Genomic DNA, 26,351 nt, shown 5'->3' with positions numbered 1-26,351 from the left:
TTTTTTTAGAACTATGTCTACGCGTACAGGCCTGTTATTAAAAAAGTCTTTACATTGTTTTCACACATTTTAACGTAACAATAGGGTAAAATGGTTACTAAAGGTTTGACTTAGTGACGTAGCCTGCTATTACATCCGCTTTAACGGGCTCTGAAAATATTTCTAGACTACTAGATTTTATTACGCATTGGAGATCAAAGCAACCTTCTTTGAGAAAAGTTTCACATTCTACGAAATAATTCAATGAATATTGCATGAATTTTATACTAAATTAAGGAAAGACACGAAGCATATGCTAGTGTCTTTCCTTAATCATTATGTTAAATCATATTCAGTTTGGCAAAACCCCGTGTTTTTGCCAAACTATATTCTACTGAGAGCTTATCGATGATGGTTTGGACAGATAGGATTTCTTTCACTTCATGGACTCTTGCACCCGCAAAAACAAGTCCATTTTCTACATCACCTTTAACAATTTTAAACAAAGAATCTAATGTACAAAAACGGTAGGAACAATTTTTAAGACATCGTTGGCAATTATTTATTTTCACTTCGTCTGGCCCTGTTATTATATCAGTAAAGGCATTAGCGATGACTCTTCCTTGCAGACCCACAGACGTTTTAACTAGAAGAATATCATCCTTTTGCGCAGCAATATATTTCTCTTTAAAAGACAAAGGAGCGTCACATTCGTGACTTGCTACAAACCTTGTTCCCATTTGCACCCCATTAGCCCCGATTTCAATGGCTTTCGCAATATCTTCACCTGTCATAATTCCTCCAGCAGCAATAACCGGTATGGAAACGGCTTCCACTACCTCTGGTAGTATGTCAAACAGAGGTCTGTCTGTACCAAGATGTCCACCAGCTTCAAATCCTTCAACGACAACAGCTGCTGCTCCAAGTTTTTCAGCAATTCTAGCTAGTTTTGCAGAAGAGACGATGGAAAGAACCGGAATTCCTGCTTGTCTTCCCCATGCATACATATCTCTTGAAATCCCTGCGCCAGAAATAATGAAATCTACTTTTTCTTCTAGAGCAGCTTTCATTTTTTCGGCAAAATCATTCATAGCAAATAACACATTGACGCCGATATATCCATTTTCTTTCATAGAGCTTCTAGCTTGTCTAATATGACTACGCAATTCATCAACGGAAATTCCTGTACCGGAAATAATACCAATCCCCCCTGCATTTGCTACAGCTGAAGCAAGTTTGGAAAGAGAGATTCCGACACCCATCCCACCCTGCATAATGGGAACTTTTGGCATAATATGTCCTATTTTTAATTGGGGAAAGTTCAAAGTAATTCCTCGTTTCAAGTAGTTTTTTATTAACTATTTCGAAGTGTAACACGATGTTTTTTTCGCGAATAGTGACGTTTGTCATGATTAAATGTTTACCCTTTTTACACAGGTTCAACAGAGAAAACTACGTGTAATCTTTACGATTTTTCTTTTAATTCAAGCTCAATTAATTTGAAAATCCTTCGTTGCTTTTACTACACCATTTACAATAATAGACAATGTATGTGTTCCTTTATAATGTTTTCTTGTAGTTAAGTCTTGAAAGGAATGCTCACGAATAATGGCTTGTCTTTCCCCTTTCTTAATTTCACCTTTTTTTATCATAAATATTTTTCTATGTCTTTGCCCTCTAGCTTTTACAAAATCGATTCCATATTCGACTCGTACGGGAAGTGCGTTTTCTGAATATAGTTCAAACGAAAACGGAATGCTTTGCCCGATGGTAATGTGATCGCAACCGAGCGTTAATTTTTCAATTGTAATGGTATGATCATCCTGATATCCGAATAACGAAAGTGCCCGTGCATCTCCCTTTTTCAGTAAGGAACGACACGCATGTTGGATGATCCAATCTGTGCGTTTTTGTTTCCCCTTCCATGCTTTCGCTATTTCAATTACGATATCTGGAGCAAGATAAGAGATGTCGTTGAGATGATTCGCTACACTTTTGCGCACGTAAAGAGATTCGTCCTCTTTCAGGTTTATTAATATGGGTAACGTTTTTTCTGGATTCTTTTTTAATGAAGGAACAGATAATCCCCATGGAAGTCTTGGTCTACTGCCTTCACTTGCTAACCGTCTAAGATGTTCGCTCGGGTGAATGGACCATTCAATCATTTGGCTAAGCATGCGATCCTGATTTTTTAATAGAAATGGTCGAACTGCAAATTCTGATGTGGAAAATGAAGTAAAAAAGGCCAATGCTTTTATGGATTCATCCCATTCTTCCAAACCATATTGTTCTACATAATCTGGAAAAATGATGCCACTCAGTCCTCCTGAAAACTGTGGGGCCACTTTATATAGTATGTTCAGTGCTTCTGTGTATTCTTGAGGTAATACCTCATGTAAACAAACTGTAATTTTTCTCATGCGCTGTTTTAAGGCTAGTCCATTCCAATCCTCTTGAAAAATAAGTTTACGAAATGCTTCTCCATCCATTAAAGGATATTCCTTTTGAAATGCCTGTATCAATTCCTCTATAAACGTCTGATTAAACACATTTCTTAATTCTTCGGCCATTGTTTATCCTCTTTTCCTAAAAACATCAATGCAAAAAGAAGTATAATTTTATTCTAACTACTCTTTGCATGGTTTAAGATTATATATTTTCCACAAAAAAACAAGGGTGAAGAAAATCTTCGCCCTTGTTTTTAGTCACTTGTAGTTAAAATAATATTATTTCTTTTGAACCGCTTGAACTAGCATAGCTACTTCTTCTTTCGAAAAATGCGATAGTATATCTTGCTTAGCTGTTTGTTTTTGTTCGGCTGTCAATTGTTTTCGGTTGTTATAAAGCTCAATTGTTTTGATCATTTCTGAAGTTGATAATTTATGCTCCACATATTGTACAGCATCTGCTTCCGTCTCTACTTTTTCCTTTTTTGCTAGGTCTGTAACTGCTGCTTGATCTACTTTTTCTAGATCAACCTTACTTGATATTGCATTTACTTCTGGTTGCTTTCTATCCTCTATTTGCTGATTCTGATCATTCGATCTGGATTCTGTAGGCGCAACTGTAACGTCGTGATGATCTGTTTTTTCTTCCGTTTTCTTTTCTACTACTTGTACATCATTCAAATGATTTTGTAGTGTATCAGTTAGGTGCTGTGACTGGGCCGATGATAGAATCACTTTACTAACTTGCTGTTCACTATAATGTTTTGCGTATACCCCTCCAACACTTAACACCGTCACAATTCCAAGAGAAATCAGGATCATTTTTTTCAACATAATTCTCCCCTGTTTTATTATATATTTTTCAATTATCCAAAAATTATTGGATTCCCATCTACCATTATATATTTTTTTATTTATTTTTTAATTAATAATTGTTAACAACCTGTAAAAATTTTTATCTAAGTTGATTATGCATATCATTCGTATAGATTAAAAGGCATGCAAACTGAAGAAAACGATTGATTTTTCATAGAAAGAGTGGTTTTAATAATGAAAGTAAGAAAAAATTTTGGAGGGGAAAAATGACACAAAACCTACTAACACTTTCCGATTTAGATAAAGAACTACTCGAAGCAGCAACATCGATTATTAAACAAAACTACGATTCAGAGAATGGCAATCATACAGTTGGTTGTGCGGTTCGCAGCAAAAATGGAAAGATATATGTCGGAGTAAATGTGTATTCCATGCACGGCGCATGCGCAGAGACTGTTGCCATTGGCGCAGCAATTACAAATGGTGAAAGGAAGTTTGATAGTATTGTTGCAGTAAGAGGAATAGATGGCAGAGAAGTACTGGCTCCGTGCGGTAACTGCAGACAAATGTTATCCGATTATATGCCAGACTGCTTAGTCATAATTAACACCTCAAATGGTATAAGAAAAGTCAAAGCTAATGAACTCATTCCTTTTGCATATACAGTCCCGACAGATTAAGAAAGCCGGCCCCAATAGGCCGGCTTTTCTTGTTTATTTTAGATCTAGGCCTTGCCCTTGTACATATCCCTTCATATATTCACGGGATTTACTTGATAGCATTTGAACCATTTGGCTTGTCCACGTATCCGAACGCTTTCCGCCCGTACGTTTTATATAGTAGTCTTTGATGACTTGATTGTACTTCGTTAGACTTTCTTTTGTCTTCTCTAGATTATCTTGGTATCCATCTTCATGATAAATTTCTTCAAATGGCAGACGTGGCTTTACACTTCCCTCATGTAATGGATATCCGACAGTAAGCCCAAAAAGAGGGACAACTCTGGATGGAATGTTAAGTAGCTTTGCAACTTCCTCTAAATTATTACGTATTCCCCCTATGTAGCAAATACCAAGTCCCATAGATTCTGCAGCAAGTGCAGCATTCTGCGCTGCTAGTGCAGCATCAATAGTTGCAACCATATAATTTTCTGTACTTCCCAAGAAGGATGAAAGATCGACTCCTTCCATGTTTCCTAGTACTTCGTGACGGTGCAAATCTGCACAAAAAATAAAGAAATGTCCATTTGTTTCCACATAAGACTGATTACCAGCTAATTCAGCTAGCTTCTTCTTTTTTCCCATATCTTTTACACCAATAATCGAATACGCTTGCAAATAGCTTGATGTAGCGGCCGCTTGTGCACTTTCTACAATCGTACGTATTTGTTCGTCCGATAATGATCGGTCTTCATATTTTCGAATAGAGCGGTGATGTTGAATCGTTTGTATTACTTCGTTCATGAAACGTCCCCCTATCAATTTTCTCTCTTATATAGTAACGAATTCACAGTAAAAAAGACACTAATATGTTAGTGCCTTCTTCATCAGTGGAGGAGCTTTTTCAAAGTGTCTGTATGCTTTCGGTCTTCGTTAATAATATGATGAACAATGACATTGCTTTCCTCGTCCAAATCTCCTTTTACAATTTCCTCTGAAAGCCGAACAGCGTAATCTTCTTCGCTTTTTATGGCCGTTTTTACAATATCGTCCTTTGTTTGTGCATATCCCTTAATATTGCTAAACAGCTCTTGCACGGAACCGATGAACCCTGCATCATCGGCGGGTGTACCACCTAAATTTTGTATACGCTCCGCTACTGTGATTGCATGTTGCTTATGATTTTGCTGAATGAGCTGCAACGTTTTCTTTAGTTCTGCATCCTGTGCATGATGAATCAAATGCTCGTAAGCATGTATTCCCATATAACGACCTTTCAAAAAGGCATTCAACTCTTTAATTGCAACTTCCTGCTCCATCGTATCAGTCCTCTCTCATAGGTTTCTAGTTATGATGCCACCTACAAGTAAAATTATGTAAAAAAAGGTATGCCGCGGCATACCTTTTTTTACGCTTTTTCTGCAGTTCTAATAGAAGTTGTTTTAGCTTCATTATGAATGAAGAAAGATGTGAGAAATGCAAGAATACTTCCAATCAAACCAAATAAAAACAAATGTTGAATGCCCAGCATAAAGGTGTCTGCCTTCGTTAAAATCGCTCCCATAACCGTAACACCAATAGCGGTACCGATATTTCGTGAGAACAGAATGAACGAAGTAGAAATTCCCATTTCATGGCGTTCAACAAGTTGCTGTGAACCGAGTAAGCTTACAGTTGAAATTAACCCAAATGCCACGCCTTGGACAATCATCGCAAAGAAAACATAATAAAATCCACTTCCTATATTTAACATAGCTAGTTGGATCCCAGATAATACAAGCAACCCATTCCCGATAATAAGCAATGTCCGGTAGCCAAACCTACCAATTAAATTTCCGGCTGGTACTGCAGCAACCATCCATCCAATTGACATTCCGAGCAAAGCAACGCCGCTCATAAATAAAGATTGATTCGCTATTTTTTGTAAAAAGAGCGGGACATAGCTAGCAGTTCCAAATAAAGCAACACAACCAACAAATCCGTTCACATTCATCCACTTAATCGTTCGATTCCGAATAAGTGAAAGTGGAACAATCGGTGAATCTTGTTTTTTCTCATAAAAATAAAAAGTTGCTAAAATCAGCACTCCCGCAATGCCGTAAACTACTTGATTGTGATCAAGAACCGTAACAAGTAAAACAAGACTCACCCCAACTGCAAAAATAATGGCACCGATATAATCGACGCTTGCTTTTTTTGGTGAGTATACTTCTTTGTATGGTAGTAACATAACAAGTGAAATGACACAAAGCGGAAGATTAACGAAGAAAATCCATCTCCACGTCATATACTGGACAAAAAACGCTCCTAATAGTGGTGCTAATACCGCAGATAGTCCCCACATTGCTGTGAAAAGCGCTTGAATTTTACCTCGCTTTTCAATTGGGAACAAATCCCCCGCAATAATTGCGGGAAATGGCATCATTACTCCCGCACCAATTCCTTGCACAGCACGAAACACTATCAGCTGCACCATGTTTTGTGACATCCCACAAAGTAATGATCCGCCAAAAAATAAAATAATCCCAGCAGCAAACACGTGCTTTCTTCCATATAAGTCAGAAATTCTCCCGGCAACAGGAGAAAGAATGGTACAAAAAATCATATACGATGCAAACGACCAAGCATAAAGCTCAAACTGTCCAAGCTCCTTCGCAATAACCGGCATCGTCGTATTCATAATCGTCGAATCCATCGACGCAACAAGCATCGCAATTACAATACTAACCATAACGACTGTTCTATTTTTCAATACTCTATTCCCCCATTCTCTATCAGAGAAATTATACACTATGAGGGGCAGAGCGCTCAATGAAATTGGCTTACCCGAAATCTACCTATCTCCCCACCCCAACCTCATCTATTTCATGCTATTTTTCGAATCTGGCTCCATTCTAAAATAGGGAATTTCCAAAATAAAGTGATGTTCTTCACACGCATCCACATATAGTAATAAAAAGACCCATTTTTAAAATATCCTTTGTTGATTCCTATTTGTACTTACTGTAAATATTTTTTTATTTATTCAAGACAAAATAAATAGCTAGGGGGAACATGGGAATGTCACAATTTAATCCATCAAAATTATCAGTAAAGTATGTTCCGCCAGCCAGTAGTATTGAACCAGTCCATGGTCGTAAATATACTCTTACCCATTCAGATATAACAGGAGATCTCTTTGTAACAATTGGAGACAGCTATGATTTTGAAGCAATCGATGCTAATATGCGCGATGAAGTTCTTGCAGAATGGATGATTGCTCCGCAGCAAATCCCTGCTTTGTTTGGCGTCGTACTCGTAAGTGACGGACAATTTATAGAGGAAGTAGCCAAACTACGGTTTACCATTTTTAAAGAGGAGATGACGACTGCCCTTCAAGGAATTGTGAACGGTGATCAAACATTTTTCAGCACCTATCCTATATTACAAAATGCTCCGATTTATATTTATTTTCAATCCAATTATCCAGCCTATCGCGGCTTATATTATTTTGGTACACCTAATCAATACATTAGTTCCTAAAAAACTCCACCTTTCTTACGCTTTGTTCATTGACGAATGCTTTTTTCGTTTTTATACTGAGAAAAGCAATTACAGTTAGGATTAGGTGATACCAATGGATTTTCAAATACATTATCTCTCCTTTTACGTTGTCCAAGTAGAAGGAAACGGAGAGCAAGCGAATAAACGTTTTAAACATTTCCAAACGTTAGATGCCGCAGAATATGAGGAAAATGCGATCAAAACATTTTTGGACGGAGAATTGATGAAAATTTCAAAGCGGAAGGTGGATCGACATCCAAAGTCCGAGCAAGTGCCCACGAAAATTGGTTATTTTATTGTAGAACCAGGTCATGAACTTGACTCCAATCCAAACTACAATATGATGCAGCGTGTTCGCTTTGCAGTCAACAAAGAAGAATTTCGTACATATAGTGAAGCAGTGGTTACTTCCTATGTAGATACAAGTGCCGTTCGGGGCGGTGTATTTCTTGCTGTCACCGCAACATTACGCGAATATTTTGACGCTCCCTTTTTATTTCTACTAAAATGCGATTTTGAGCCAAAGGTTGCCTCAATTTCAGATGAAGCAACTCTCATCCATAACGTTGAAATGGCTATCACAACGAAAAATATGAAATCCATCCAATACCCATACATGCCTGAAGAAGGCATGATCGAAGAACGGGAGCTGAAAATTCATCAATCGTCCCACGCCCGTTATTTCGAGGATTTCCTTAAGTTTGTCGAATACGAACAATCAATGCCAGAAATTATGAAGCGGGAAGTCATGACAATGGTATATGACGAAATCGACGAAGCGTTTGAAGAAGGCAGCGAGGAACGAGTAAAATTCGACGAAGCTATGGAGATTTGGGCAGCAAGCCCAAAACGTGAAATTCAAGAACATTTTAGTACGGAAGAAATCATCGAAGCTTCCGCTCAAATCGTCCAACGCGCTCCTGACGTGGAATTAAAGCTAAAGGCAGACCATATAGCTGTGAAGGGATTGCTGGCGGACTTTGGAGAGCAGATACACATTGCGAAAGTAAATGAACGGTATGTGGTGATGATTGAGGCGGATTCTCTTGTGTTTGAGAAGGGATTTTCTCCGATTGAGTTTTTGAAGCCAGATGAGATTGGCACGGTGATTGAGCGGATTGGAAAGAAAGGTTAACAGAGAATAAGGTTTTTTCGTTTTATCGTCATTGCTTTTATGATTAATATAACAGATAATTTTGTGACCAAAACAAGCTCTTATAATGACCTTAGTTCGATATTCTATCAGGCTAAGGTCATTATAGTTCATTACAATTAAGTTTTTAATATTATGTAATAGTGATACACTTTACCTTTGCAATCATTGTAATCCATCTACCCAATTTTTTAGTTCGAGTTTAAATTTTCTCTTCTTTGTTTTATCACGAAATATTTTTCTAAGTTTATACTTTTTTATAAACTTTCTAAACTCTTTTTTTTCTAAGAGCTCTCGACCATATTCACGAATAAACCACTTTTCATCTTCAAGAATGTCAATATTATCCTGAATTCTTTCACTACGAATGGAAAAAATAGTAATAATTAGATCTATAAAATCCATTGAAATCCCCTCCTCATTATGTATCCAAACTTTTATCTCCATATCATTGCAAAATCCTGACTATTTTTCATTAAAATAATATCTCAAATAATGAAATCGATTATAATATTTTTTCCTATAATATTAATCCATAAAAATATATTTATTAAATGGGGAAAAATAGGGGATAGTCATATACGGATTATATCAAATTTTCAGAATTTATTAAGATTAACTTCAGTGATTTGTTAATAAATACTATAAACATAAAATTATAATTTATATGACTCGTGCAATCTTAAAATCATGCATCAAGAAAAGTTCGATGAAGCAAGTAGCCAAATTTCCTGCTTCAGACGCAGAATTAAAGATGACGACAGACCATACCGTGATAAAAGGGGTGCTAACTGATTTTGGGGAACAAATACATACTGCAAAGGTAGATAATCCGGTATGTTGTGATGATTGAAGCTGATTCTCTTGTGTTTGAAAAGAGTTTTTTTTCGATTGAGTTTTGAAACTAGATGAGCTTGGAACGGTGATTGAGCGGACTAAGCAGAAACACTAGTTGAAAATATCCAAAAATGAAAGTTCACTACAAATCATATTCAAAATAGTGAACTCTCATTTTTAAACACCTTTAACAAGATAGAACTGATAATTTCATTCCATTTCTATATGATTTTGTATGAAACTCATACTAAGTTACTTTAAAAGTGATTTATCCCTTAACACATCGATCCACTGCCTTCATTAATCGTCCTTCAATTTCTACTGCTATTTGTTGCAGTTCTTTGTTCTCAACTATACTCATTAGTATCGATGGTTTGATCATCCCAATATATGTTTTCTCTTCTTTTGTAAACACAACAATCTTGCACGGTAAAAAATATCCTGCAAGCATGTCTTGACTCAGCACACGGTAAGCTTCTTTTGGATTACATACTTCAAGCACTTGAAATTGGTTCTCAAAGTCAAGGCCTTTACTTTGGAGCTTTTCCCTTACATCAAAATGCCATAGAACTCCAAATCCATCTTGTTTTAATTCGTTTTCAATTGATGATATCGTTTCTGGAAATGATTTATTAGACTCTAACGTATAATGAAAGTCCATTTTTTACAGCTCCTTTTTCAAAATGTGTAACCTTTGAAACCATTCAAAGGTGTGCTAATCAGCACTTAGTATTTCTATTTTCTCACAAAATCATATACTCCGCCAGGTATTCATCTTAACAAAATAAAACCAATCATTTGTTTATACTAGATACAAACTTATTTATCGTCTCATAAGACATGGCACCAACATATTTATCCTGGATCACACCATTTTTATCAATTATATAAGAAGTAGGTATGGTAATTGTCCGATACAAATCGCCAATCTTTCCTTGTTCATCAAGCAAAATAGGAAATGTCATGCTATTATTTTTTACAAAATCCTTTACAACACCAGAATTACTTTCACTTTTCGTTAAGTTTACTCCCACAATCTCAATCTGTTCATTTTTATGAGCTTCATAATAGTTTACTAATTCTGGTATTTCAGCTTTACAAGGAGGACACCAACTAGCCCAAAAATTAAGAATAACAACTTTCCCGCGATAATCAGACAATTTCGTATTCGTGCCTATTACTGATTGTAATTCAAAATCAGGTGCAACTTGTCCTTTGTTTAAACCTGTTGAAACTGCTGTATCAACTATAGTCTGTGGCTTACTTGTTGGCTTCGTATTCGTTACAATACTAGTTGTAGCAAGACTTACAAGTAAAATACCAATTACCAGCTGATTAATTGAATTCATACGTCCCTGTGTCGTTTCTTTATCCTGTTTTTCCATCCAATAGGAAACAATCAATAAAAGAACAACGAATAGTCCGTTATAAATGACTTCTGTCGATACTAATCCTGAATAGAGAAAATGATGGTTAAATAAGGCTAGCTCAAATTGGAGCAAATGAAACCAAATAAGCAAGTGTACAAGCTGCTTCCCTGTGTTATTTCTTGTTACTATTACAAAAAAGCCTACCGCTACAAGTACTTGTAAAATAAGAATTATATTATTTAAATCGCTGCTCACATTAATCAACATAAATGTGCTAAAATACCCTAAATATACGGGAATGGCAGCTTTTATATAGGATATCCAAGTTATATTAGTTCTTCTAATCATAACCCAAGTATAAAAAATAACAAAAACACTTGCGATTCCAATCCCTATTGTACCCCCATTAAAATACAATATACTTATCGGGTTATGCAAAACCGTTTGAGTATGAATAAGAATGTAACTGAATTTCCATATTAACAAGCCATAAATAAAGGTGTTAAGAAGCAAATCCATAATGTTCTTGTTCGTATGTAACACTTTTAGGCCAAAATAATACAACAAAATACTTATTATAATGCTGCTCACAAGATATAAATTTTGATTCTGAAATAAAACTTGTATAACTTGCATCCTATCCAACTCCTTTTTATTACAACCGAATTCATTATATCAACAAATGGAGTTTTACATACGAAAATAGGTCCGTTTCTATCTAATACTAAACGGAATACACTGTGAATATCTTGTATTTCATAACTCCAACTCTCTTTTATCTGTCCTATTACTTTTCCCATTATTCTATGCTACAATTGTCACAAATGAGCGTGTTTGGAGGCATTCCCATGTATGATGCACACATTCATCTCGATCAATATGAATATATAAGCAGGAATATTGAACATTGGAAGCGTGCAGGTGTAACGGGTGTTGTTGCTGTTTCTACTGATCTTCGGTCAAGCTATAAAACATTGGCACTAAAGGAGAAATATCCTGATTTTATTTTTGCTGCTATTGGGTTTCATCCGGAGCAACCGCTACCCCAAGCAAGCGATGTAAAGGAATGGGAACGTTTAGTACATATGGAACACCATCTTATTTCTGCGATTGGTGAGGTAGGACTTCCCTACTATACAATCTCGCAATATGAAAACGTAACCCTTGATCACTATATTTATTTCCTCGATCAAATGATGGCACTTGCTGCAAGAAAACAATTACCTGTTGTGCTACATGCTGTACATTCTCATGTATCCATCGCCTATGAATTATTGGTGAAGCATAGCATACAAAAAGCACATTTTCACTGGTTAAAAGCTGAAGAAACTGATGTTCTACGCATTGTAGAACGAGGGTATTATATATCAGTAACACCAGAGATTTGCTATCGAAATCGGGATGTAGTTCTTGCTAATCATGTACCCATAGAACAATTATTAGTAGAAACTGATGGTCCTTGGTCCTATTCCGGTCCTTTTACAGGAAGACCAACTTCTCCACTCTTCTTACAGAATGTTGCAAAAAAGATTAGTGAGATAAAAGGGATTCCATTACAAGCTGTAATAAATCAGCTGACAACCAATACGCTTGCCTTATATCAAAAATAAAGAAAGAGATGAGAACGTGTTAAAGGAAATAGAATTTAGAGATGCAAAGAAAGAAGATTTAACTGATATTGTAACTATTTACAATTCTACAATACCAAGCAGAATGGTTACAGCAGACACTGAGTTTGTTTCAGTCGAGAGCAAAGAAGCTTGGTTTCGAGAACATGTTCCTAACTTTCGCCCGCTATGGGTAATGGAGCACGAAGGTACTATTTGTGGCTGGCTCAGCTTTCAATCCTTCTATGGACGTCCCGCATACAACGCCACAGCAGAGATAAGTATATACATCCATACTGATTATCGTGGTCATGGATTAGGAAAATTAGCGTTAGAAAGGGCAATATCCTCTTGTCCGGGGTTAGGACTACACACCTTATTAGCATTTATTTTTGGCCATAATGAACCTAGCTTGCGCCTATTTCTGAAAAATGGCTTTGATAAATGGGGCCATTTCCCAGGCATTGCAGAATTAGATGGCATTGAACGTGACTTAATTATTCTAGGTAAACGTGTAGAAAAGTAAGTTAAAAAAAGTGACTCTTGTCACTTTTTTTATGCCCTTTTCACAGAAAAATATTATAATTATCATAATTTACCTTCATTAATAATATATAACAACCTTATTGCAGCAACTCTTCATGTAATGTTTATTTAATTTTCTCACTTTTCTAACTTTACAAAAATTACGGAAGCGTGTAGAATATTACCCATAAATCAACACGTTTCGACAGATGTTGTAGATTGGGAGGAAAACTTACATGAGTTTATTTAGAAAAAAGTCAGTTGCAGAAATGCTCGCAATTGAGAATGCCAAACCATTGAAGAAAGATTTAGGAGCATTTGATTTAACGATGCTAGGAATTGGTGCCATTGTTGGTACTGGGATTTTCGTATTAACAGGTGTTGCAGCAGCAAAGCATGCTGGACCTGCTCTTGTTTTATCTTTTATTTTATCTGGACTTGCATGTGCTTTTGCAGCCCTATGTTACGCCGAGTTTGCTTCCACCTTACCGATTTCAGGGAGTGCATATACGTATAGTTATGCGACATTTGGTGAACTTTTCGCTTGGATTCTTGGATGGGATTTAATTCTTGAATATGGTCTTGCTTCCTCTGCGGTTGCATCTGGTTGGTCTGGCTATTTTCAAGGCTTGTTAGCTGGATTTGGAATTCATTTCCCTACCGCCATAACCAGTGCTTACGATCCTGCTAAGGGTACATTTATTGACGTTCCTGCCATTATTATTGTATTTATCCTTACAGCATTATTAACACGAGGAATTAGACAATCTGCTCGTATTAACAGCGTTATGGTATTAATTAAATTAGCAGTTGTTATTCTGTTTATCGCCGTTGGAGCTTGGTATGTAAAACCATCTAACTGGACTCCGTTTATGCCATTTGGATTTTCTGGTGTTGCCACTGGTGCAGCAACCGTATTCTTTGCTTACATCGGATTTGATGCAGTATCTACTGCAGCTGAAGAAGTTCGCAATCCAAAGCGCGACATGCCAATCGGTATTATTGCTTCCTTAGGAATTGCTACTGTATTATACATTGTCGTTTCATTAATTTTGACTGGTATCGTACCATATACTGAATTAAATGTTAAAAATCCTGTTGCTTTCGCACTTAATTATATCCATCAAGACTGGGTTGCTGGTTTCGTTTCCCTTGGAGCAATTATCGGTATTACGACTGTCTTACTTGTTATGCTTTATGGTCAATCTCGTTTATTCTATGCCATTAGCCGTGATGGATTGCTTCCAAAAGTGTTCTCTCGCGTAAATAAAAAAACACAAACACCTGTTGTTAATTCATGGGTAATAGCAGTATTAGTTTCTATTTTCGCTGGTATTGTTCCATTGAACAAATTAGCTGAACTTACAAACATCGGTACATTATTTGCATTTATTACCGTATCCATAGGTATTATGGTTCTTCGCAAAACACAACCAAATTTAAAACGTGGCTTTAAAGTACCATTCGTACCACTTATTCCGATTTTAGCTATTGTATTCTGTGCATACTTAATCATTCAATTGCCTCTAATGACATGGGAAGCATTTGGAATATGGCTTGTATTAGGTTTAATCATTTTCTTTACGTACAGCAGAAAACATAGCACATTAAATGGTAAAGAAGAAAGTTCAAAGAAAGTAGGCTAATCAAACTACTTTCCTATTAAGATAAGAAGAACTCAACGTTGAGTTCTTCTTTTTTCTTTCTTGTTATGGCTTCATAAAAAGATAGGATACATATTTACGTGCATTTGCATTTGAGATGGTTAGTATTGTTTCCTCTTCATTTTTTTCAAAAACCACACTTGTTCCGTCTAATACGTCTTGCATTTGTTTTATGCAAAACCGTTTTTCAATTAGAAAATCAATTTTCTCTCTTTCCGCAATGAACTCCTTATAATCGCTCATATACCCTCCTGTCAATGTGACTTATTACTTTACATCAATTTCACACGCTGAGCTTCCAACTATTGTTTGCTGTCGTTCATTCCAAGTCATAGGTGGTAATTCATTAGGAACCTCAACCATCGAAATAGCACTGTCTACTGGGCATACGATCTTACAAAGATTACAGCCAACGCAATCTTCCTCACGAACACGTAAATAACTAGTACCATCTTTACCTTTCACTCTATCAATACATTGGTGAGAAGTATCTTCACATGCAATGTAACATTTATTACAATTTATACAATTGTTTGTATCTATACGCGCTGTTACCTTATAATTAAGATTGAGATCCCCCCAATCGCTATATTTCGAAGTAGCTTTCCCTACTATATCCATTACAGAATGAATACCCTTGTCATCTAAATATTGGTTAAGGCCATCAATCATATCTTCCACAATACGAAATCCATGATGCATAGCAGCCGTACAAACTTGAATGCCAGTAGCTCCCATTAATATAAACTCAACTGCATCTTTCCAGCTTGAAATACCTCCAATACCAGAAATGGGAACGGTAATAAGTGGGTTTCGTGTACATTCTGCCACCATGCTGAGTGCAATCGGCTTAACAGCAGGCCCACAATAGCCTCCATGCGTCCCTTTTCCGCCAACATGAGGAATAGTATTCCACGTATCTAAATCTACGCCTGCTAAGCTATTTATCGTATTAATCATACTAATAGCATCCGCCCCTCCTTGAACTGCAGCTTCTGCGGTAGCAGTGATATCTGTAATATTAGGGGTTAGTTTGACTATGACCGGAGTTTTTGCAACTTCTTTCACCCAATAGGTTTGTTTTTCAACTAAAGCTGGTACTTGTCCTGAAGCCGCTCCCATCCCCCGTTCTGCCATTCCATGAGGGCAGCCAAAATTAAGCTCTAATCCATCAACTCCGACATCTTCTACTCGCTTTACAATTTCATGCCATTTTTCTTGCTTAGGTTCTACCATTAACGATGCAATAATGGTATGTGTAGGAAATCGCTTCTTCGTTTCATATATTTCCTGAAGATTCACAGAAAGCGGACGGTCCGTGATTAATTCAATGTTATTAAATCCAGCTACTCGTTGACCATTAAAGCTAATGGCTGCAAATCGAGAAGATGTATTTAAAATCGGCTCCCCCATCGTTTTCCATACGGCTCCTCCCCATCCAGCCTCAAAAGCACGTTGCACCTGATATCCGGAATTAGTAGGAGGTGCCGATGCTAGCCAAAAAGGATTCGGTGAAGTAATTCCTGCAAAGTTAATTTGTAAATTTGCCATCATGTGTTCCCCCTTTTCCAAGCTTATTTTAGGTTCATTATTTTTTTATGAATAGCATAGGCCGTTTGTTTACCTTGCTGCGCTGCGGTGACAACCATGGCATCTCCATACCCTTTTCCAAAGATTACATCCCCGCATGCATACACCTTTGGATGAGAAGTTTCTAATGTATCCCCGTTCACCTTTACAACCCCATCTTCGTGAAGTAGATCAAACTCTTCTATTAAATCAAGATATCTCTCCTGACCGATTGCCATAATTACCCCATCTGCAGGCAGTAAAAATTCTGATCCTTTGATTGGTTCTGATTTTCTTCTTCCATCCTCGCCAAATTCACTTAATTTCATTTTTATACATTCGACCCCAATTACTTTCCCTTCCTTATTCCCAACAATACGTTTCGGATTCGTTAACCATCTGAATTCTACGCCATCTTGCTTAGCAAACTCATACTCGAATGAATAGGCCGTCATTTCGTCCTTGGAACGACGGTATACAATTTTCACATTTTCAGCACCAAGACGAACCGAGCATGTTGCTGCATCAATGGCGGTATTCCCCGCTCCGATAACAAGCATTCGTTTTCCCTTATATTCTGTAGGTAATTCCTTTCCCTTTGTTTGTTTAACAAATTCAATTGCATCATGAACACCGTCTAACGTTTCTCCTTCTATATGAAGTTTCTGAACATGTCCCATACCGATAGCAAGAACAACTGCATCAAAGGAATCTAATAATTCCGTAGTTGAAATATCAGTTCCGACCCGCGTATTTGTTCGAATTTCTACATCTAGGCTTTTTACTTGATTTACTTCCCAGTATGAAATAGCTTTTGGTAAACGAAATGAAACAATTCCATAAGTATTAAGTCCTCCTGCCTCTTCCTTTGCTTCAAAGATAGTCACTGCAAAACCCATAAGAGCGAGATCACGTGCTGCTGATAACCCAGCCGGTCCACTTCCTACAATAGCAATCTTCTTCCCGTTTTGTATCCCTGCTTTAAACAGTACTTGTTCATTTTGAATGGCCCAGTCTGTAGCATAACGTTGCAATGCGCCTATGAGAATTGGCTTTGTAGAGTGATTGAGAACGCATGCACCTTCACATAATTCTTCTGTTGGACATACACGTGAACAGCTTGCCCCCATTGGATTAGAAAGCATAATCGTCTTAGCTGATCCTTTTATATTATCTGAGGTGATTTTTCTAATAAATGAAGGAATATCAATTGATGTTGGACATGCTTGTATACACGGTGCATCGTAACAGTACAAACATCGATTTGCCTCTTGCATCGCTTCCTCTTTAGAAAGCCCAGCTTCTATTTCTTGAAAATAATTCAATGTACTTGTTTCCATACGTATACAGCCTCCTTTACCCTACTTTTCAAAGTGAATGTTCCCCAAGCAAGTGCGGACCCCATCTTAGTTATGTAGGTAATCATTATAAATAAATTAAATTTTCTGAATCTTAAAAATATATTTTTATTATATCTTTCATTTTCAAATCATGAAATTAGTATGTTATGTAATCTAACAGATAATATTTAAAATAAAAAAGCACTCACATATAAGTGCTTCTGTTTTCTGACTTTCCTTTCATCTTTTTCTTCCATTTTTTATATGTTCGATAGGAATGTCGTACAAAGTCTAATACAAAATACGGAATTCGAATACGAAACTTTGAAAAAATCGGAATATAAATGGCATAATACGCTTTCACTAAATCCTTCCATTTTGTATCAATGCCTTGTTTATAAAAGTCTGATACGTCAATGACATACCCGTGACCATCCTTCATCATCACATTTTTTCCATGTACATCAAAGGGATTTAATCCACGTGCTCGTGCATAGTCAAGAGCTTCGTTTACATCAAGGATAACACGCTCAGGTATATAGATTCCTTTATGAAACGCATCGTACAAAGTAATACCGCCCAGCCTTTTCAAAACCAGATATGTTTTTCCATATAAGATTAATTGGGAATATGCAGGATGCTCACCTAATCTTTCATACACCTTTACTTCTTTTTCAATACCTTCGTAGTCTCTCCCATATACTTTCACAACCCAATCTGGATAACTTTCATGTTGGAAAACAGCTGCATAGTTTCCGGCCCCTATACATGTCCAGTGGTGAGGCAAACGCTTTACCTGAATGGGTTCATAAGGATCTTCACTAACAATAACAACATCTCGTAACAATCTTTCAATCAATTCAGTATAATCTTCTCGTTCGTTCATTTTATCATCTCCGAGCTCGGCATCTTGTAAACATTGCGTTTTTTCAGGATGTTCCAGCTTCTATTATAGGATATAATCGGTCTTCAGTGATACTGAAAAAATGGAATGCATTTGTTATGAGATGCAAGAAAAAATCGTCACCTAATTTACATATGTTGGGCATCCGTAACCATGAAAAAGAGAGAAAATAATAATGAGGAAAAAAGAGTTAGGAGGAATAACAATGACAATACTAACCAATCGTCATCAGCCTGCTCAAGTCATAACCTTTATAGAAAAATGGTTAGCGGAGCATCGACAGTTTATTGCTTTAAAAGAAGAATTACTTGAAGCGTCGAATCCCATTCTAACAGAACAGCAAACCTACGACCAAGCCTTGCAATCTTTATATGAAAAAGTCCAACAATTCTATGTACTCTTTACACTGCATACAGAAGAAGAAGAACGAATCTTACTTCCTGCTTTAACGAACATTCTTGGTGAAGAAAAAGGTCTCACAACTGTATTTACCTGTGAACATGAACAAATAGCATTTCATCTTCGGGCCTTTTTAAACTGTGCAAAACCACGATCCACTAAAATACCACTCGCTGCTGCAAAAAGTCTCATATTCCACATTATAGAACTAGATGAACGTCTATGTGAACATATAAAGAAAGAAGAAAGTATTGTCTATCCATTTGTCGCCACAGAATTTCACTATAAGTCAATTTTTTATACAGATGAACATATTCAAAGGGATTCAAACGAGTATCATGTTTGAATCTTTTTTTGTTCGTTGAATATTCTCATTATCCTTCTTACATTCGTTCTATTTCGACAAATTATCAGAAAAGACTGCGTTTTCACAATTTACTTATGTAGAATTTTCTGTTATGTTGGAAAAAAGGGAGGATTTTTAAGTGAGATATGCGATAGTTACAGGATCTTCACGTGGTCTCGGAGAAGCGATTGTTCGCAATCTCCTTGCAAAAGAAGTCATTGTTTTTTCAATTTCTAGAAGTAGAAACATGGATTTAGAAGAGATAGCAAAGGAAGGCAGTACACTTTTTTATCCATTCAGTTTTGATTTATCAAAACTTGGTGAGATGGAAGAATTAATGGATGAGGTATTCTCTTTAATAGATTTAGATAGTGCTAGTGCCATCTATCTCATTAATAATGCTGGTATTCTTGATCCGATTAAACCAATTGCAAAAGCGGAGCCAAACGAATTAATTGAAAATGTGAATGTGAATTTGATGGCCCCTATGCTCATAACATCATCCTTTTTAAAGCGATCAAGTTACGCTCCTTGTGATAAGCGAATTATTAATATTTCTTCTGGAGCAGGAAAAAAGCCTTACTTTGGCTGGGGTGCGTATTGTACAACTAAGGCAGGAATCGATATGTTTACACAGTGTGTTGCACTTGAGCAGGAAGATATTGAATACCCTACTCGCATTATTTCATTTTCTCCAGGTGTCATTGATACTGCAATGCAATCCAAAATTCGTAATGCAAATAAACAAGATTTCACACAACGGGATCGGTTTCAAAATTTAAAAGAAGAAGGAAAGCTACTTTCTCCTGAATACGTAGCAAATGCAGTGATTAACTTGCTAGAATCCGATTCATTTTTACAAGGTGGCACGATACGAATTGATGAAGATTCGTAAATCTTAATCCTTTTGTTGAGGCTCTATATAAAACAAGCTAGCGTCTCCGCTAGCTTGTTTTATATAGAGCCAATTTTACGTAATAAATATGTAAATTCCCCTTGTTTGATACACTAGTTTTCCTCGTATAATGCATTGCGTACATCTACCCATTATTTTACATTATTTAGGTGGGTTAACCAATGTGTTATTTACTTTTACACCAACACCATCACTGTACACCATTTTTCCACCAAAATAACCGACAGAAAACACAAGTACAAGAGAAGCAATGGAAACGACAAGATATGGTACTACTAATTTTTTAAATAACTCTTTACGTTGTGTAACACCAGTCCATATACGGTATGCTGTAAGTAATGTAACAAAGATTGCTGTTAAATCTGCTAGCTTAGAATGTAAAAAGATGTAGTTTGTATTCCCATTTGCTGAATCTTCTGGACCTGTCCATACAGCAATCCAAGCACTAATGACTACAACAACCCACAAAGCTAATCCTTTACTAGGTTTAAATTCATCTTTCTTATACGCAATCCATAAGTCGTATAGAACAGCAACAGTAATGAGAGCAATTGGAAAGTGAACAAGAATAGGATGAATATGAGATGTAACTTCCTGGAACATAAATAATAGCCTCCGTTTATTCTGATTAATATAACTTTTTAACAACTACCTTTAAAACAACAAAACCACCTAGTAGAATATGTACGCAAATTAATTATACAGGATAATTCTTAAAATTATTTTAAAACATTAAAGAAATAATAGACTATGATAGAAAATTAACCAAATAGTATTAATTTATGTACTTTTCATGAAATTCCCCTTCATGGATTCAAAAATTCATGAAGGGCGATAAGCAAGAAAAGAGAAAAATTCCAACATTCATCCTATCTTCTTTGTTTATTCCTTGAAGAGTCTACTTCTTTAGAACCTGTTTCTTTATTTGTTGTTCCTTGTCCCTCCACATGAGCTGAACCTAGTACCATACGTGAAGGATTCTTCTTCGTTTTTTTCATTTCTTTCACCTCCCTTTTTACATTTCCCGTTTTAAAAATTACTATTCCCATTTTTCCCCCTTGATCAAGCGGATTGAATATCTAAACACGTAGTCAAATAAACCCAATGACAAACAAAAAAGTAATAAAAAGCGGAGAAGGAATCTTCCCTTCTCCGCTTTTCTTATGTAACATAATAAGTGGCCTTATCGATAATATAAGGCAGCCACTATAATACCTAAAATAGCCCCCACGATAACTTGGTACGGCGTATGTCCCACAAATTCATTTAATTGTTTGTAGTCCCTCATTTTCCCATGAAAAAAATCATTTAAGATTTTTGCTTGTTTACTAACAGCCAAACGAACGCCAGATGCATCATACATAACAATAATTGCAAAAATAAGTGTAATAGCAAAGAACGAACTATCGATACCCTCTTTAATTGCAATGGCTGTAGCTAATGCTGTTACAGTGGAGGAATGTGAACTTGGCATTCCGCCTGAAGAAAAAAACTTTGCAAGATCAATTTCCTTTGTTTGTATAAAGGTTAATATGAACTTAGCGAATTGTGCTGCAAACCAAGCAATAATGGCACACATAAGCGGACCGTTTGCTAGAAGCATATTCATAATAAGCCTCCTATCACTTTGAAATATAGTTTATATAATAGTGTCTTAACATATAATTAGCAAATGTTTATTCGTCCTCATTAAGAGCATCAAGATATTTTCATTGCATTATGTTTGTTCATCTTCGGTTCTATTTTCGTCATTATTTTTGTTTTTGCTAAAGAAAATACAACGAGTGCGATCCAAATAAATAGAAATGCTGTTAAATGTGCTACTGTAAAATGCTCATGGTATAGAAATATCCCTAAACAAAGGGTAATTGTAGGTGAAATATATTGTAGAAATCCAACCATGGAAAGCGGGATTCGCTTTGTTCCTTTTGCAAAATAGAGAAGTGGAACAGCAGTAGCAATCCCTCCGCCTATTAGCAGCAAGGATGTCGCCGTATTGGTACCAAATGCAACATGTCCCGTAAAGAATAGATATAATGTATACATAAGTGCAAAAGGGGTAATAACGAGCGTTTCAAGCGTAAGACCAATCAATGCATCAAAATTCGTTAGTTTCTTCACTAGCCCATATAATCCAAAGCTACATGCTAAAGAAATAGCAATCCATGGAAACGAACCATATTCAAATGTTAACACTCCAACACCAAGTAATGCCAATAAAACAGCAACGATTTGCCAAAATGATAAGCGTTCCTTTAATACTACCATTCCTAATAATATACTTATCAGTGGATTAATATAGTATCCTAAGCTAGCCTCAATTATATGATTATGATTAACTGCCCAGATGTAAATATACCAATTGGTAGAAATTAAGAGGGAGGAGGCTAACAGTACAAAAAAAGTACGCGGCTGATGGATAACCTTCTTCCATTCTTTTGCAAAATCATGATAACGATTTGCTATAATTACAAGTATGATTGTAAATATAAATGACCAGAATATCCGATGTGCAATGATTTCATCCGATGTTACATTCTCTACCATCTTCCAATAAAGGGGGAACACTCCCCACATCATATAAGATGCAGCCGTATAGAGTATTCCCTTCTTTCGTTCAGTTGCTTCACTTTCCATATAAAATTCCTCCCTAGATGTGCTTATGTATCTCTTTGTATGTATGTAAACACATCATCGTATTGCTTATAACTCCATTTGCTACCCTATGCGAAAATGAATCACTTCATTCTTTCTACCACGCAAAGTTTAGATAACAATTCATAAAATCTTTCACATTCTTCTATTGTACCATTGTATATACCTATTCGTGTATAGATTTTAATTTGTTGATCATGCCTAGGTTAGATGACCATTTACATAACAAAAACCTAGCATTTCTGCTAGGTTAAACCTATACATTGGTTCCTTCCTCCGTTGGTTCTTGAATTCCAAGCATATACAGCCACTTTTTATACGCTGCACTGTTTTCATCGATATAATCCTTCGCGTAGGAACGATTCCATAAATGATCAATGAAAATTGCACTTTCCTTGCGCGCCATTCCTTCTGCACCAATACCATAATAGCTTTTAAAATATCCTTCTATTTCATCAACTAGTAAACGAAGTAACTCATCCGATGTTTCTTCAAGTAAAGCGTCACGCTTCGCCTCACCCGCATATACCGTCACAATATCTACGATGTTGTGCACCTGTTCTTTTTTCAACCATTTCACGTCTTGTGCTCCCATTATGAATGGATGTGTATACAAATGTCCTCCAACTTGCATCGCTTTTTCGTGTTCCTGTTCAAACCGAGAAATAATATTTTCATAAATAAACGGATTATGAAGAAGAGCTCGGTGCAATTTATATCCTTCGCCTGTCACATTTTTCCCCATCGATTGAATAAGCTGTGTTCTGCCTATTCCATTGTATTGATAGAAATACCGGTCATCTACTTTTACGAGATCAATCCAACGATAAATATACGCGTATAAGAAGGCACGGTTACATTTTTCATAATCTAGCTTTGTTTGCGTTGCATTTAAATCTGGCATGAAAGCTGGCAGATGCCAATACTTATCAAGATGCGGGGTTACATTCGTCTTTTTTATGTTTAATTTATTAATTCTGCGATAATACGCTTGAAAATAATCGCCTTTTCCATCTAACATTACATTCGATAAATGACCAGATGAAAGCTTAGGAAAATCCTGTAATGATAATCCGTAATGAGCACGGTAGCATACGATTTCAAATGTAGAGAACGTTTCATCGACGGTTTCCTTTTCAGAAAATACATCTTGTAATAATTCCTCATTTAGAGAGTTATAGACATTTGGATGAATTCCCCAGTATTGCAGTTCACGGTGATGGGACACTTTCGGGATAAATGGACTAGCTAAATGAATGAGTTCAACGATTCGTTCTCTTACGTACGTATCACCTTCTATATGCTGAAAATCTGCTTCTTTACGCATGGCCTCCACAATATTGAATTCCAGTTTATCACGATAACGGGTACGTAGTTGATCATTGCAATAGGATAAAATATGTTGGCGATAAAAATCCTCCACTCTGTCATGCAGCTCCGTTTCTCCTCCAGCTTCCCTAATAAATTCACGGTATAGATTTAAATAAATTTCTGCCGATATTTCGTGAGGTAGAATGCCACTGTCAACGCTTTGATGCAGTTGCTTCCACATTTTTTTCATGTGTTCTTCCTTTGCAAGAACGTATACATTTGTCGGATTTGTTCGTCCTTCAAATTCCTTTTCACGTCTATTAATTTCTAAAAGTAGGCTTTCTCTTGTTTCGTGTAATTGACTGAAAAATCTCTCCCAATGACGGATCATTTGATTCACCGCTTGGAATATAGCCTGATATACGAGTTCTAGCAGCAGGTCTTTTCGAAATTCATTTAGTTTATTTATATACGATGTGCTAATGTCTTGAAACTCTCTTCGAAACTCTCGCTGCTCATTATGAAATAACTTTCCAAACCAATTTTGCTGCTGGGATAACTCTACACGTCTTACAGCGGTAATGGATTCATCCTCTTTACCAAGATTAAACTTTTTATCGTAGTTTCGTATGAGCATTCGTTTGTGCTCATTGCTCTCCTGTAATCGTTTCATTCGTTCATTCACCGTTTTCCGAATCTCATATAACATATAACGGGCAGCGACCGGATGAACGGGTGACGGTTTTTTCAAAAACAACGTATTTAATTGATACGATTGTCCTTCCGAACCTCCTAGTGTATATTGATCAGCTTCTATAATGTCATATACTAGTGTTGTGACATGCTCATGAATACGGCTCGGAATCGTGTATGCATATAATCGCATGGCATGATCGACACGTCCCACCTCTCCTTTCATTTGTTCGGTTACCTTCAATTTCGTTTGCATCACTTTACACTCACGCTGCAAGCGATTCAATTCCTCATCCTTTTGTACGGTTCGATGAACATAACTTTCGACTGCCTCTAAAAATAGCCGTACCTTTGAAATTCCTGTTTTTCCTCCTTCCGCTCCCTCTCTAGTTTCTACATACATTTGTTTATAAAATGGGTGAGCACGCTCTGGTCTCGTTGCTAAGTGCTCTAAGTCTTCTAAAAAACTACGCCCACGTTCTGGTTTCTCACGTTGTACACCACGGCGTATATCTTGTTCATAGCGATTCTTTTTCTCTTCATATAAACGGTCTAAGTGTAGCCACGATTCATCTAATCCTTGCACCGCCCATTTTAATGCACAATACTTTACCATATGTTCATATGGATACACAATCTTTGCTGCACCAGCCCCGCAATAACGGGCTTTTCCATTAGAATCGGCAAGTTGCTGAATTTGATTATCTTCCTGAGCAAAATGAGAAGAAGATAACGGACTAAAAAGCTGTAAGTAAATTGTATCCGTCATTTGATCAATATAATCAGCCAGCGTCTGTAAATGATGACCATGTAAATTTTCATAGTCATATAAAAAACAATAGTTAAAGGGCAAATGCTTTTGCATAATACTATAATTACTGCGACCTTCTTCATCCACTTGGTCTGGTCTGTATTCCAGTTCAATCGTAACTCCGCTCCGGTGAGATAACTCGCCAGAAGCTCCTAAAGTAATCGCGTGAAGCTCCTTTAACGATGCATATCCATTTGCTTGAACCGTTTCAAATTCCTTTGTACTCACGGTTCGTGTTTTTACAAGTGCATCTGGAAGAAGAAAAGCACCCCTAATAATAATATTGTTATGATGCAGCTTTTTTCTGAGCATTTCCCGCAAATACAAAGCAATTTGTAAATACATTCCTGATCCTGTTCCACCTGCCAGAGATGTAATGATAATTACACGCACTCCATACTCTGTCGTATCACTAGTTACCGGGAAAATCCGTTCAATTTCTTGCCAAAAGGTAGTGAGTTTCTCTTCCTTCATCGCTGCCCGAAGAGCTAAGCGTGATATAACGCGGATTTGACCTGCTCCTTCTGTTAGCGGTTTATCCAAAATTGTCATATCATCTGGAAACCAGTCTGTAATGGTCGCATCTTCTGCAATATAATCACGCGGCGTTTTACTTGAACTAGTTTGAGTCACGAACTTTCGATTCTCAAATTGATTAATGGTATTCACATCTGTATCGAATACATGCATCGCTACCTTTTTTCGAAGCTCCTTCGGAATTTTCTTATACACCTCTTGCGTAATTGAACTTCCAATTCCACCAAGGCCAACTAGAATCGTAGGAACTTGTAAACTCATTATCCTCAC

27 protein-coding genes are annotated in these 26,351 nt (G+C 36.6%); 9 read left to right on the top strand and 18 right to left on the bottom strand.

The features are described 5' to 3' along the window. Nucleotides 1-320: 320 nt before the first annotated feature. The 3 genes from ACAN53_RS05855 to ACAN53_RS05845 all read right to left on the bottom strand — a co-directional run bounded on the left by ACAN53_RS05855 (nucleotide 321) and on the right by ACAN53_RS05845 (nucleotide 3,257). Nucleotides 321-1,322, bottom strand: coding sequence for an NAD(P)H-dependent flavin oxidoreductase (locus tag ACAN53_RS05855; RefSeq protein WP_379967988.1), 1,002 nt, complete (start codon nucleotides 1,320-1,322; stop codon nucleotides 321-323). Between the two features lie 147 nt (nucleotides 1,323-1,469). Beyond that, nucleotides 1,470-2,549: a hypothetical protein gene (locus ACAN53_RS05850; RefSeq protein ID WP_379967986.1), complete on the bottom strand. Its 1,080-nt coding sequence runs from the start codon at nucleotides 2,547-2,549 to the stop codon at nucleotides 1,470-1,472. Nucleotides 2,550-2,705: 156 nt separating this feature from the next. After that, nucleotides 2,706-3,257 carry a hypothetical protein gene (locus ACAN53_RS05845; RefSeq protein ID WP_379967984.1) on the bottom strand — a complete coding sequence of 184 codons (552 nt, stop codon included), beginning with the start codon at nucleotides 3,255-3,257 and terminating at the stop codon, nucleotides 2,706-2,708. Between the two features lie 251 nt (nucleotides 3,258-3,508). On the opposite strand from ACAN53_RS05845, the gene ACAN53_RS05840 reads away from it, so the two are divergent. Next, a complete protein-coding gene (locus tag ACAN53_RS05840) occupies nucleotides 3,509-3,922 on the top strand; it encodes a cytidine/deoxycytidylate deaminase family protein (RefSeq protein ID WP_379967982.1) in 414 nt (137 codons plus the stop codon). A gap of 33 nt (nucleotides 3,923-3,955) precedes the next feature. On the opposite strand, the gene nfsA is transcribed toward ACAN53_RS05840, so the two are convergent. The 3 genes from nfsA to ACAN53_RS05825 all read right to left on the bottom strand — a co-directional run bounded on the left by nfsA (nucleotide 3,956) and on the right by ACAN53_RS05825 (nucleotide 6,653). After that, nucleotides 3,956-4,705 (bottom strand): oxygen-insensitive NADPH nitroreductase, encoded by a 750-nt coding sequence (nfsA, locus tag ACAN53_RS05835; protein WP_379967980.1) that lies wholly within the window; start codon nucleotides 4,703-4,705, stop codon nucleotides 3,956-3,958. Between the two features lie 83 nt (nucleotides 4,706-4,788). Beyond that, nucleotides 4,789-5,220, bottom strand: a complete 432-nt coding sequence (locus ACAN53_RS05830; protein ID WP_379967978.1) for a DUF2383 domain-containing protein — start codon at nucleotides 5,218-5,220, stop codon at nucleotides 4,789-4,791. A gap of 89 nt (nucleotides 5,221-5,309) precedes the next feature. Next, nucleotides 5,310-6,653: an MDR family MFS transporter gene (locus tag ACAN53_RS05825; RefSeq protein ID WP_379967976.1), complete on the bottom strand. Its 1,344-nt coding sequence runs from the start codon at nucleotides 6,651-6,653 to the stop codon at nucleotides 5,310-5,312. A 308-nt stretch (nucleotides 6,654-6,961) separates the two neighbouring features. Between ACAN53_RS05825 and ACAN53_RS05820 the strand changes: the two genes are divergently transcribed. Then, nucleotides 6,962-7,423 (top strand): staygreen family protein, encoded by a 462-nt coding sequence (locus ACAN53_RS05820; RefSeq protein ID WP_379967974.1) that lies wholly within the window; start codon nucleotides 6,962-6,964, stop codon nucleotides 7,421-7,423. 94 nt (nucleotides 7,424-7,517) lie between these two features. Continuing rightward, the gene (locus ACAN53_RS05815) at nucleotides 7,518-8,579 is read left to right on the top strand and encodes a DUF3900 domain-containing protein (protein ID WP_379967972.1); all 1,062 of its coding nucleotides are present in this window, start codon (nucleotides 7,518-7,520) and stop codon (nucleotides 8,577-8,579) included. Nucleotides 8,580-8,762: 183 nt separating this feature from the next. Here ACAN53_RS05815 and ACAN53_RS05810 read toward each other — a convergent pair whose 3' ends face one another. Then, nucleotides 8,763-9,002 (bottom strand): hypothetical protein, encoded by a 240-nt coding sequence (locus ACAN53_RS05810; RefSeq protein ID WP_379967970.1) that lies wholly within the window; start codon nucleotides 9,000-9,002, stop codon nucleotides 8,763-8,765. 304 nt (nucleotides 9,003-9,306) lie between these two features. On the opposite strand from ACAN53_RS05810, the gene ACAN53_RS05805 reads away from it, so the two are divergent. Beyond that, entirely contained in the window at nucleotides 9,307-9,450 is a 144-nt protein-coding gene (locus tag ACAN53_RS05805; RefSeq protein ID WP_379967968.1) for a DUF3898 domain-containing protein, read from the top strand. A 252-nt stretch (nucleotides 9,451-9,702) separates the two neighbouring features. On the opposite strand, the gene ACAN53_RS05800 is transcribed toward ACAN53_RS05805, so the two are convergent. Further along, nucleotides 9,703-10,095, bottom strand: a complete 393-nt coding sequence (locus ACAN53_RS05800; protein ID WP_379967966.1) for a DUF302 domain-containing protein — start codon at nucleotides 10,093-10,095, stop codon at nucleotides 9,703-9,705. 133 nt (nucleotides 10,096-10,228) lie between these two features. Further along, nucleotides 10,229-11,440 carry a peroxiredoxin family protein gene (locus ACAN53_RS05795; protein ID WP_379967964.1) on the bottom strand — a complete coding sequence of 404 codons (1,212 nt, stop codon included), beginning with the start codon at nucleotides 11,438-11,440 and terminating at the stop codon, nucleotides 10,229-10,231. A gap of 212 nt (nucleotides 11,441-11,652) precedes the next feature. On the opposite strand from ACAN53_RS05795, the gene ACAN53_RS05790 reads away from it, so the two are divergent. The 3 genes from ACAN53_RS05790 to ACAN53_RS05780 all read left to right on the top strand — a co-directional run bounded on the left by ACAN53_RS05790 (nucleotide 11,653) and on the right by ACAN53_RS05780 (nucleotide 14,582). Then, on the top strand, nucleotides 11,653-12,414 hold the full coding sequence (locus ACAN53_RS05790; RefSeq protein ID WP_379967962.1) for a TatD family hydrolase: 762 nt from the start codon (nucleotides 11,653-11,655) through the stop codon (nucleotides 12,412-12,414). A 16-nt stretch (nucleotides 12,415-12,430) separates the two neighbouring features. Beyond that, nucleotides 12,431-12,937 (top strand): GNAT family N-acetyltransferase, encoded by a 507-nt coding sequence (locus tag ACAN53_RS05785; protein WP_379967960.1) that lies wholly within the window; start codon nucleotides 12,431-12,433, stop codon nucleotides 12,935-12,937. 235 nt (nucleotides 12,938-13,172) lie between these two features. Then, entirely contained in the window at nucleotides 13,173-14,582 is a 1,410-nt protein-coding gene (locus ACAN53_RS05780; RefSeq protein ID WP_379967958.1) for an amino acid permease, read from the top strand. 63 nt (nucleotides 14,583-14,645) lie between these two features. Here the strand turns inward: ACAN53_RS05780 and ACAN53_RS05775 are convergent, their stop codons facing one another. The 4 genes from ACAN53_RS05775 to ACAN53_RS05760 all read right to left on the bottom strand — a co-directional run bounded on the left by ACAN53_RS05775 (nucleotide 14,646) and on the right by ACAN53_RS05760 (nucleotide 18,395). Further along, complete coding sequence (locus ACAN53_RS05775) at nucleotides 14,646-14,843, bottom strand: hypothetical protein (RefSeq protein WP_379967956.1); 198 nt, start codon at nucleotides 14,841-14,843, stop codon at nucleotides 14,646-14,648. Between the two features lie 24 nt (nucleotides 14,844-14,867). Then, entirely contained in the window at nucleotides 14,868-16,151 is a 1,284-nt protein-coding gene (gene preA / locus ACAN53_RS05770; RefSeq protein ID WP_379967954.1) for an NAD-dependent dihydropyrimidine dehydrogenase subunit PreA, read from the bottom strand. A 23-nt stretch (nucleotides 16,152-16,174) separates the two neighbouring features. Then, entirely contained in the window at nucleotides 16,175-17,509 is a 1,335-nt protein-coding gene (locus tag ACAN53_RS05765; RefSeq protein WP_379967952.1) for an NAD(P)-dependent oxidoreductase, read from the bottom strand. A gap of 205 nt (nucleotides 17,510-17,714) precedes the next feature. After that, nucleotides 17,715-18,395 carry a serine/threonine protein kinase gene (locus ACAN53_RS05760; RefSeq protein WP_379967951.1) on the bottom strand — a complete coding sequence of 227 codons (681 nt, stop codon included), beginning with the start codon at nucleotides 18,393-18,395 and terminating at the stop codon, nucleotides 17,715-17,717. 223 nt (nucleotides 18,396-18,618) lie between these two features. On the opposite strand from ACAN53_RS05760, the gene ACAN53_RS05755 reads away from it, so the two are divergent. After that, nucleotides 18,619-19,158: a hemerythrin domain-containing protein gene (locus ACAN53_RS05755; RefSeq protein WP_379967949.1), complete on the top strand. Its 540-nt coding sequence runs from the start codon at nucleotides 18,619-18,621 to the stop codon at nucleotides 19,156-19,158. Between the two features lie 139 nt (nucleotides 19,159-19,297). Beyond that, nucleotides 19,298-20,053 (top strand): (S)-benzoin forming benzil reductase, encoded by a 756-nt coding sequence (locus ACAN53_RS05750; protein ID WP_379967947.1) that lies wholly within the window; start codon nucleotides 19,298-19,300, stop codon nucleotides 20,051-20,053. A gap of 162 nt (nucleotides 20,054-20,215) precedes the next feature. Here ACAN53_RS05750 and ACAN53_RS05745 read toward each other — a convergent pair whose 3' ends face one another. From ACAN53_RS05745 to ACAN53_RS05725, 5 genes are all read right to left on the bottom strand, one after another. Next, nucleotides 20,216-20,677, bottom strand: coding sequence for a DUF2231 domain-containing protein (locus ACAN53_RS05745; protein ID WP_379967945.1), 462 nt, complete (start codon nucleotides 20,675-20,677; stop codon nucleotides 20,216-20,218). 266 nt (nucleotides 20,678-20,943) lie between these two features. Next, on the bottom strand, nucleotides 20,944-21,072 hold the full coding sequence (locus ACAN53_RS05740) for a YuzL family protein (RefSeq protein ID WP_379967943.1): 129 nt from the start codon (nucleotides 21,070-21,072) through the stop codon (nucleotides 20,944-20,946). Between the two features lie 185 nt (nucleotides 21,073-21,257). After that, entirely contained in the window at nucleotides 21,258-21,683 is a 426-nt protein-coding gene (locus ACAN53_RS05735; RefSeq protein WP_379967941.1) for a divergent PAP2 family protein, read from the bottom strand. A gap of 89 nt (nucleotides 21,684-21,772) precedes the next feature. After that, a complete protein-coding gene (rarD, locus tag ACAN53_RS05730) occupies nucleotides 21,773-22,711 on the bottom strand; it encodes an EamA family transporter RarD (RefSeq protein WP_379967939.1) in 939 nt (312 codons plus the stop codon). Between the two features lie 274 nt (nucleotides 22,712-22,985). Further along, entirely contained in the window at nucleotides 22,986-26,342 is a 3,357-nt protein-coding gene (locus ACAN53_RS05725; RefSeq protein WP_379967937.1) for a tubulin-like doman-containing protein, read from the bottom strand. Between the last annotated feature and the right edge of the window lie 9 nt (nucleotides 26,343-26,351).

This window comes from Ectobacillus soli, assembly GCF_042610425.1.
Taxonomy (GTDB): Bacteria; Bacillota; Bacilli; order Bacillales; family Bacillaceae_G; genus Ectobacillus.
Note: the sequence above shows the minus strand (reverse complement) of the source record. Positions and strands in the feature narration are given on the sequence as shown.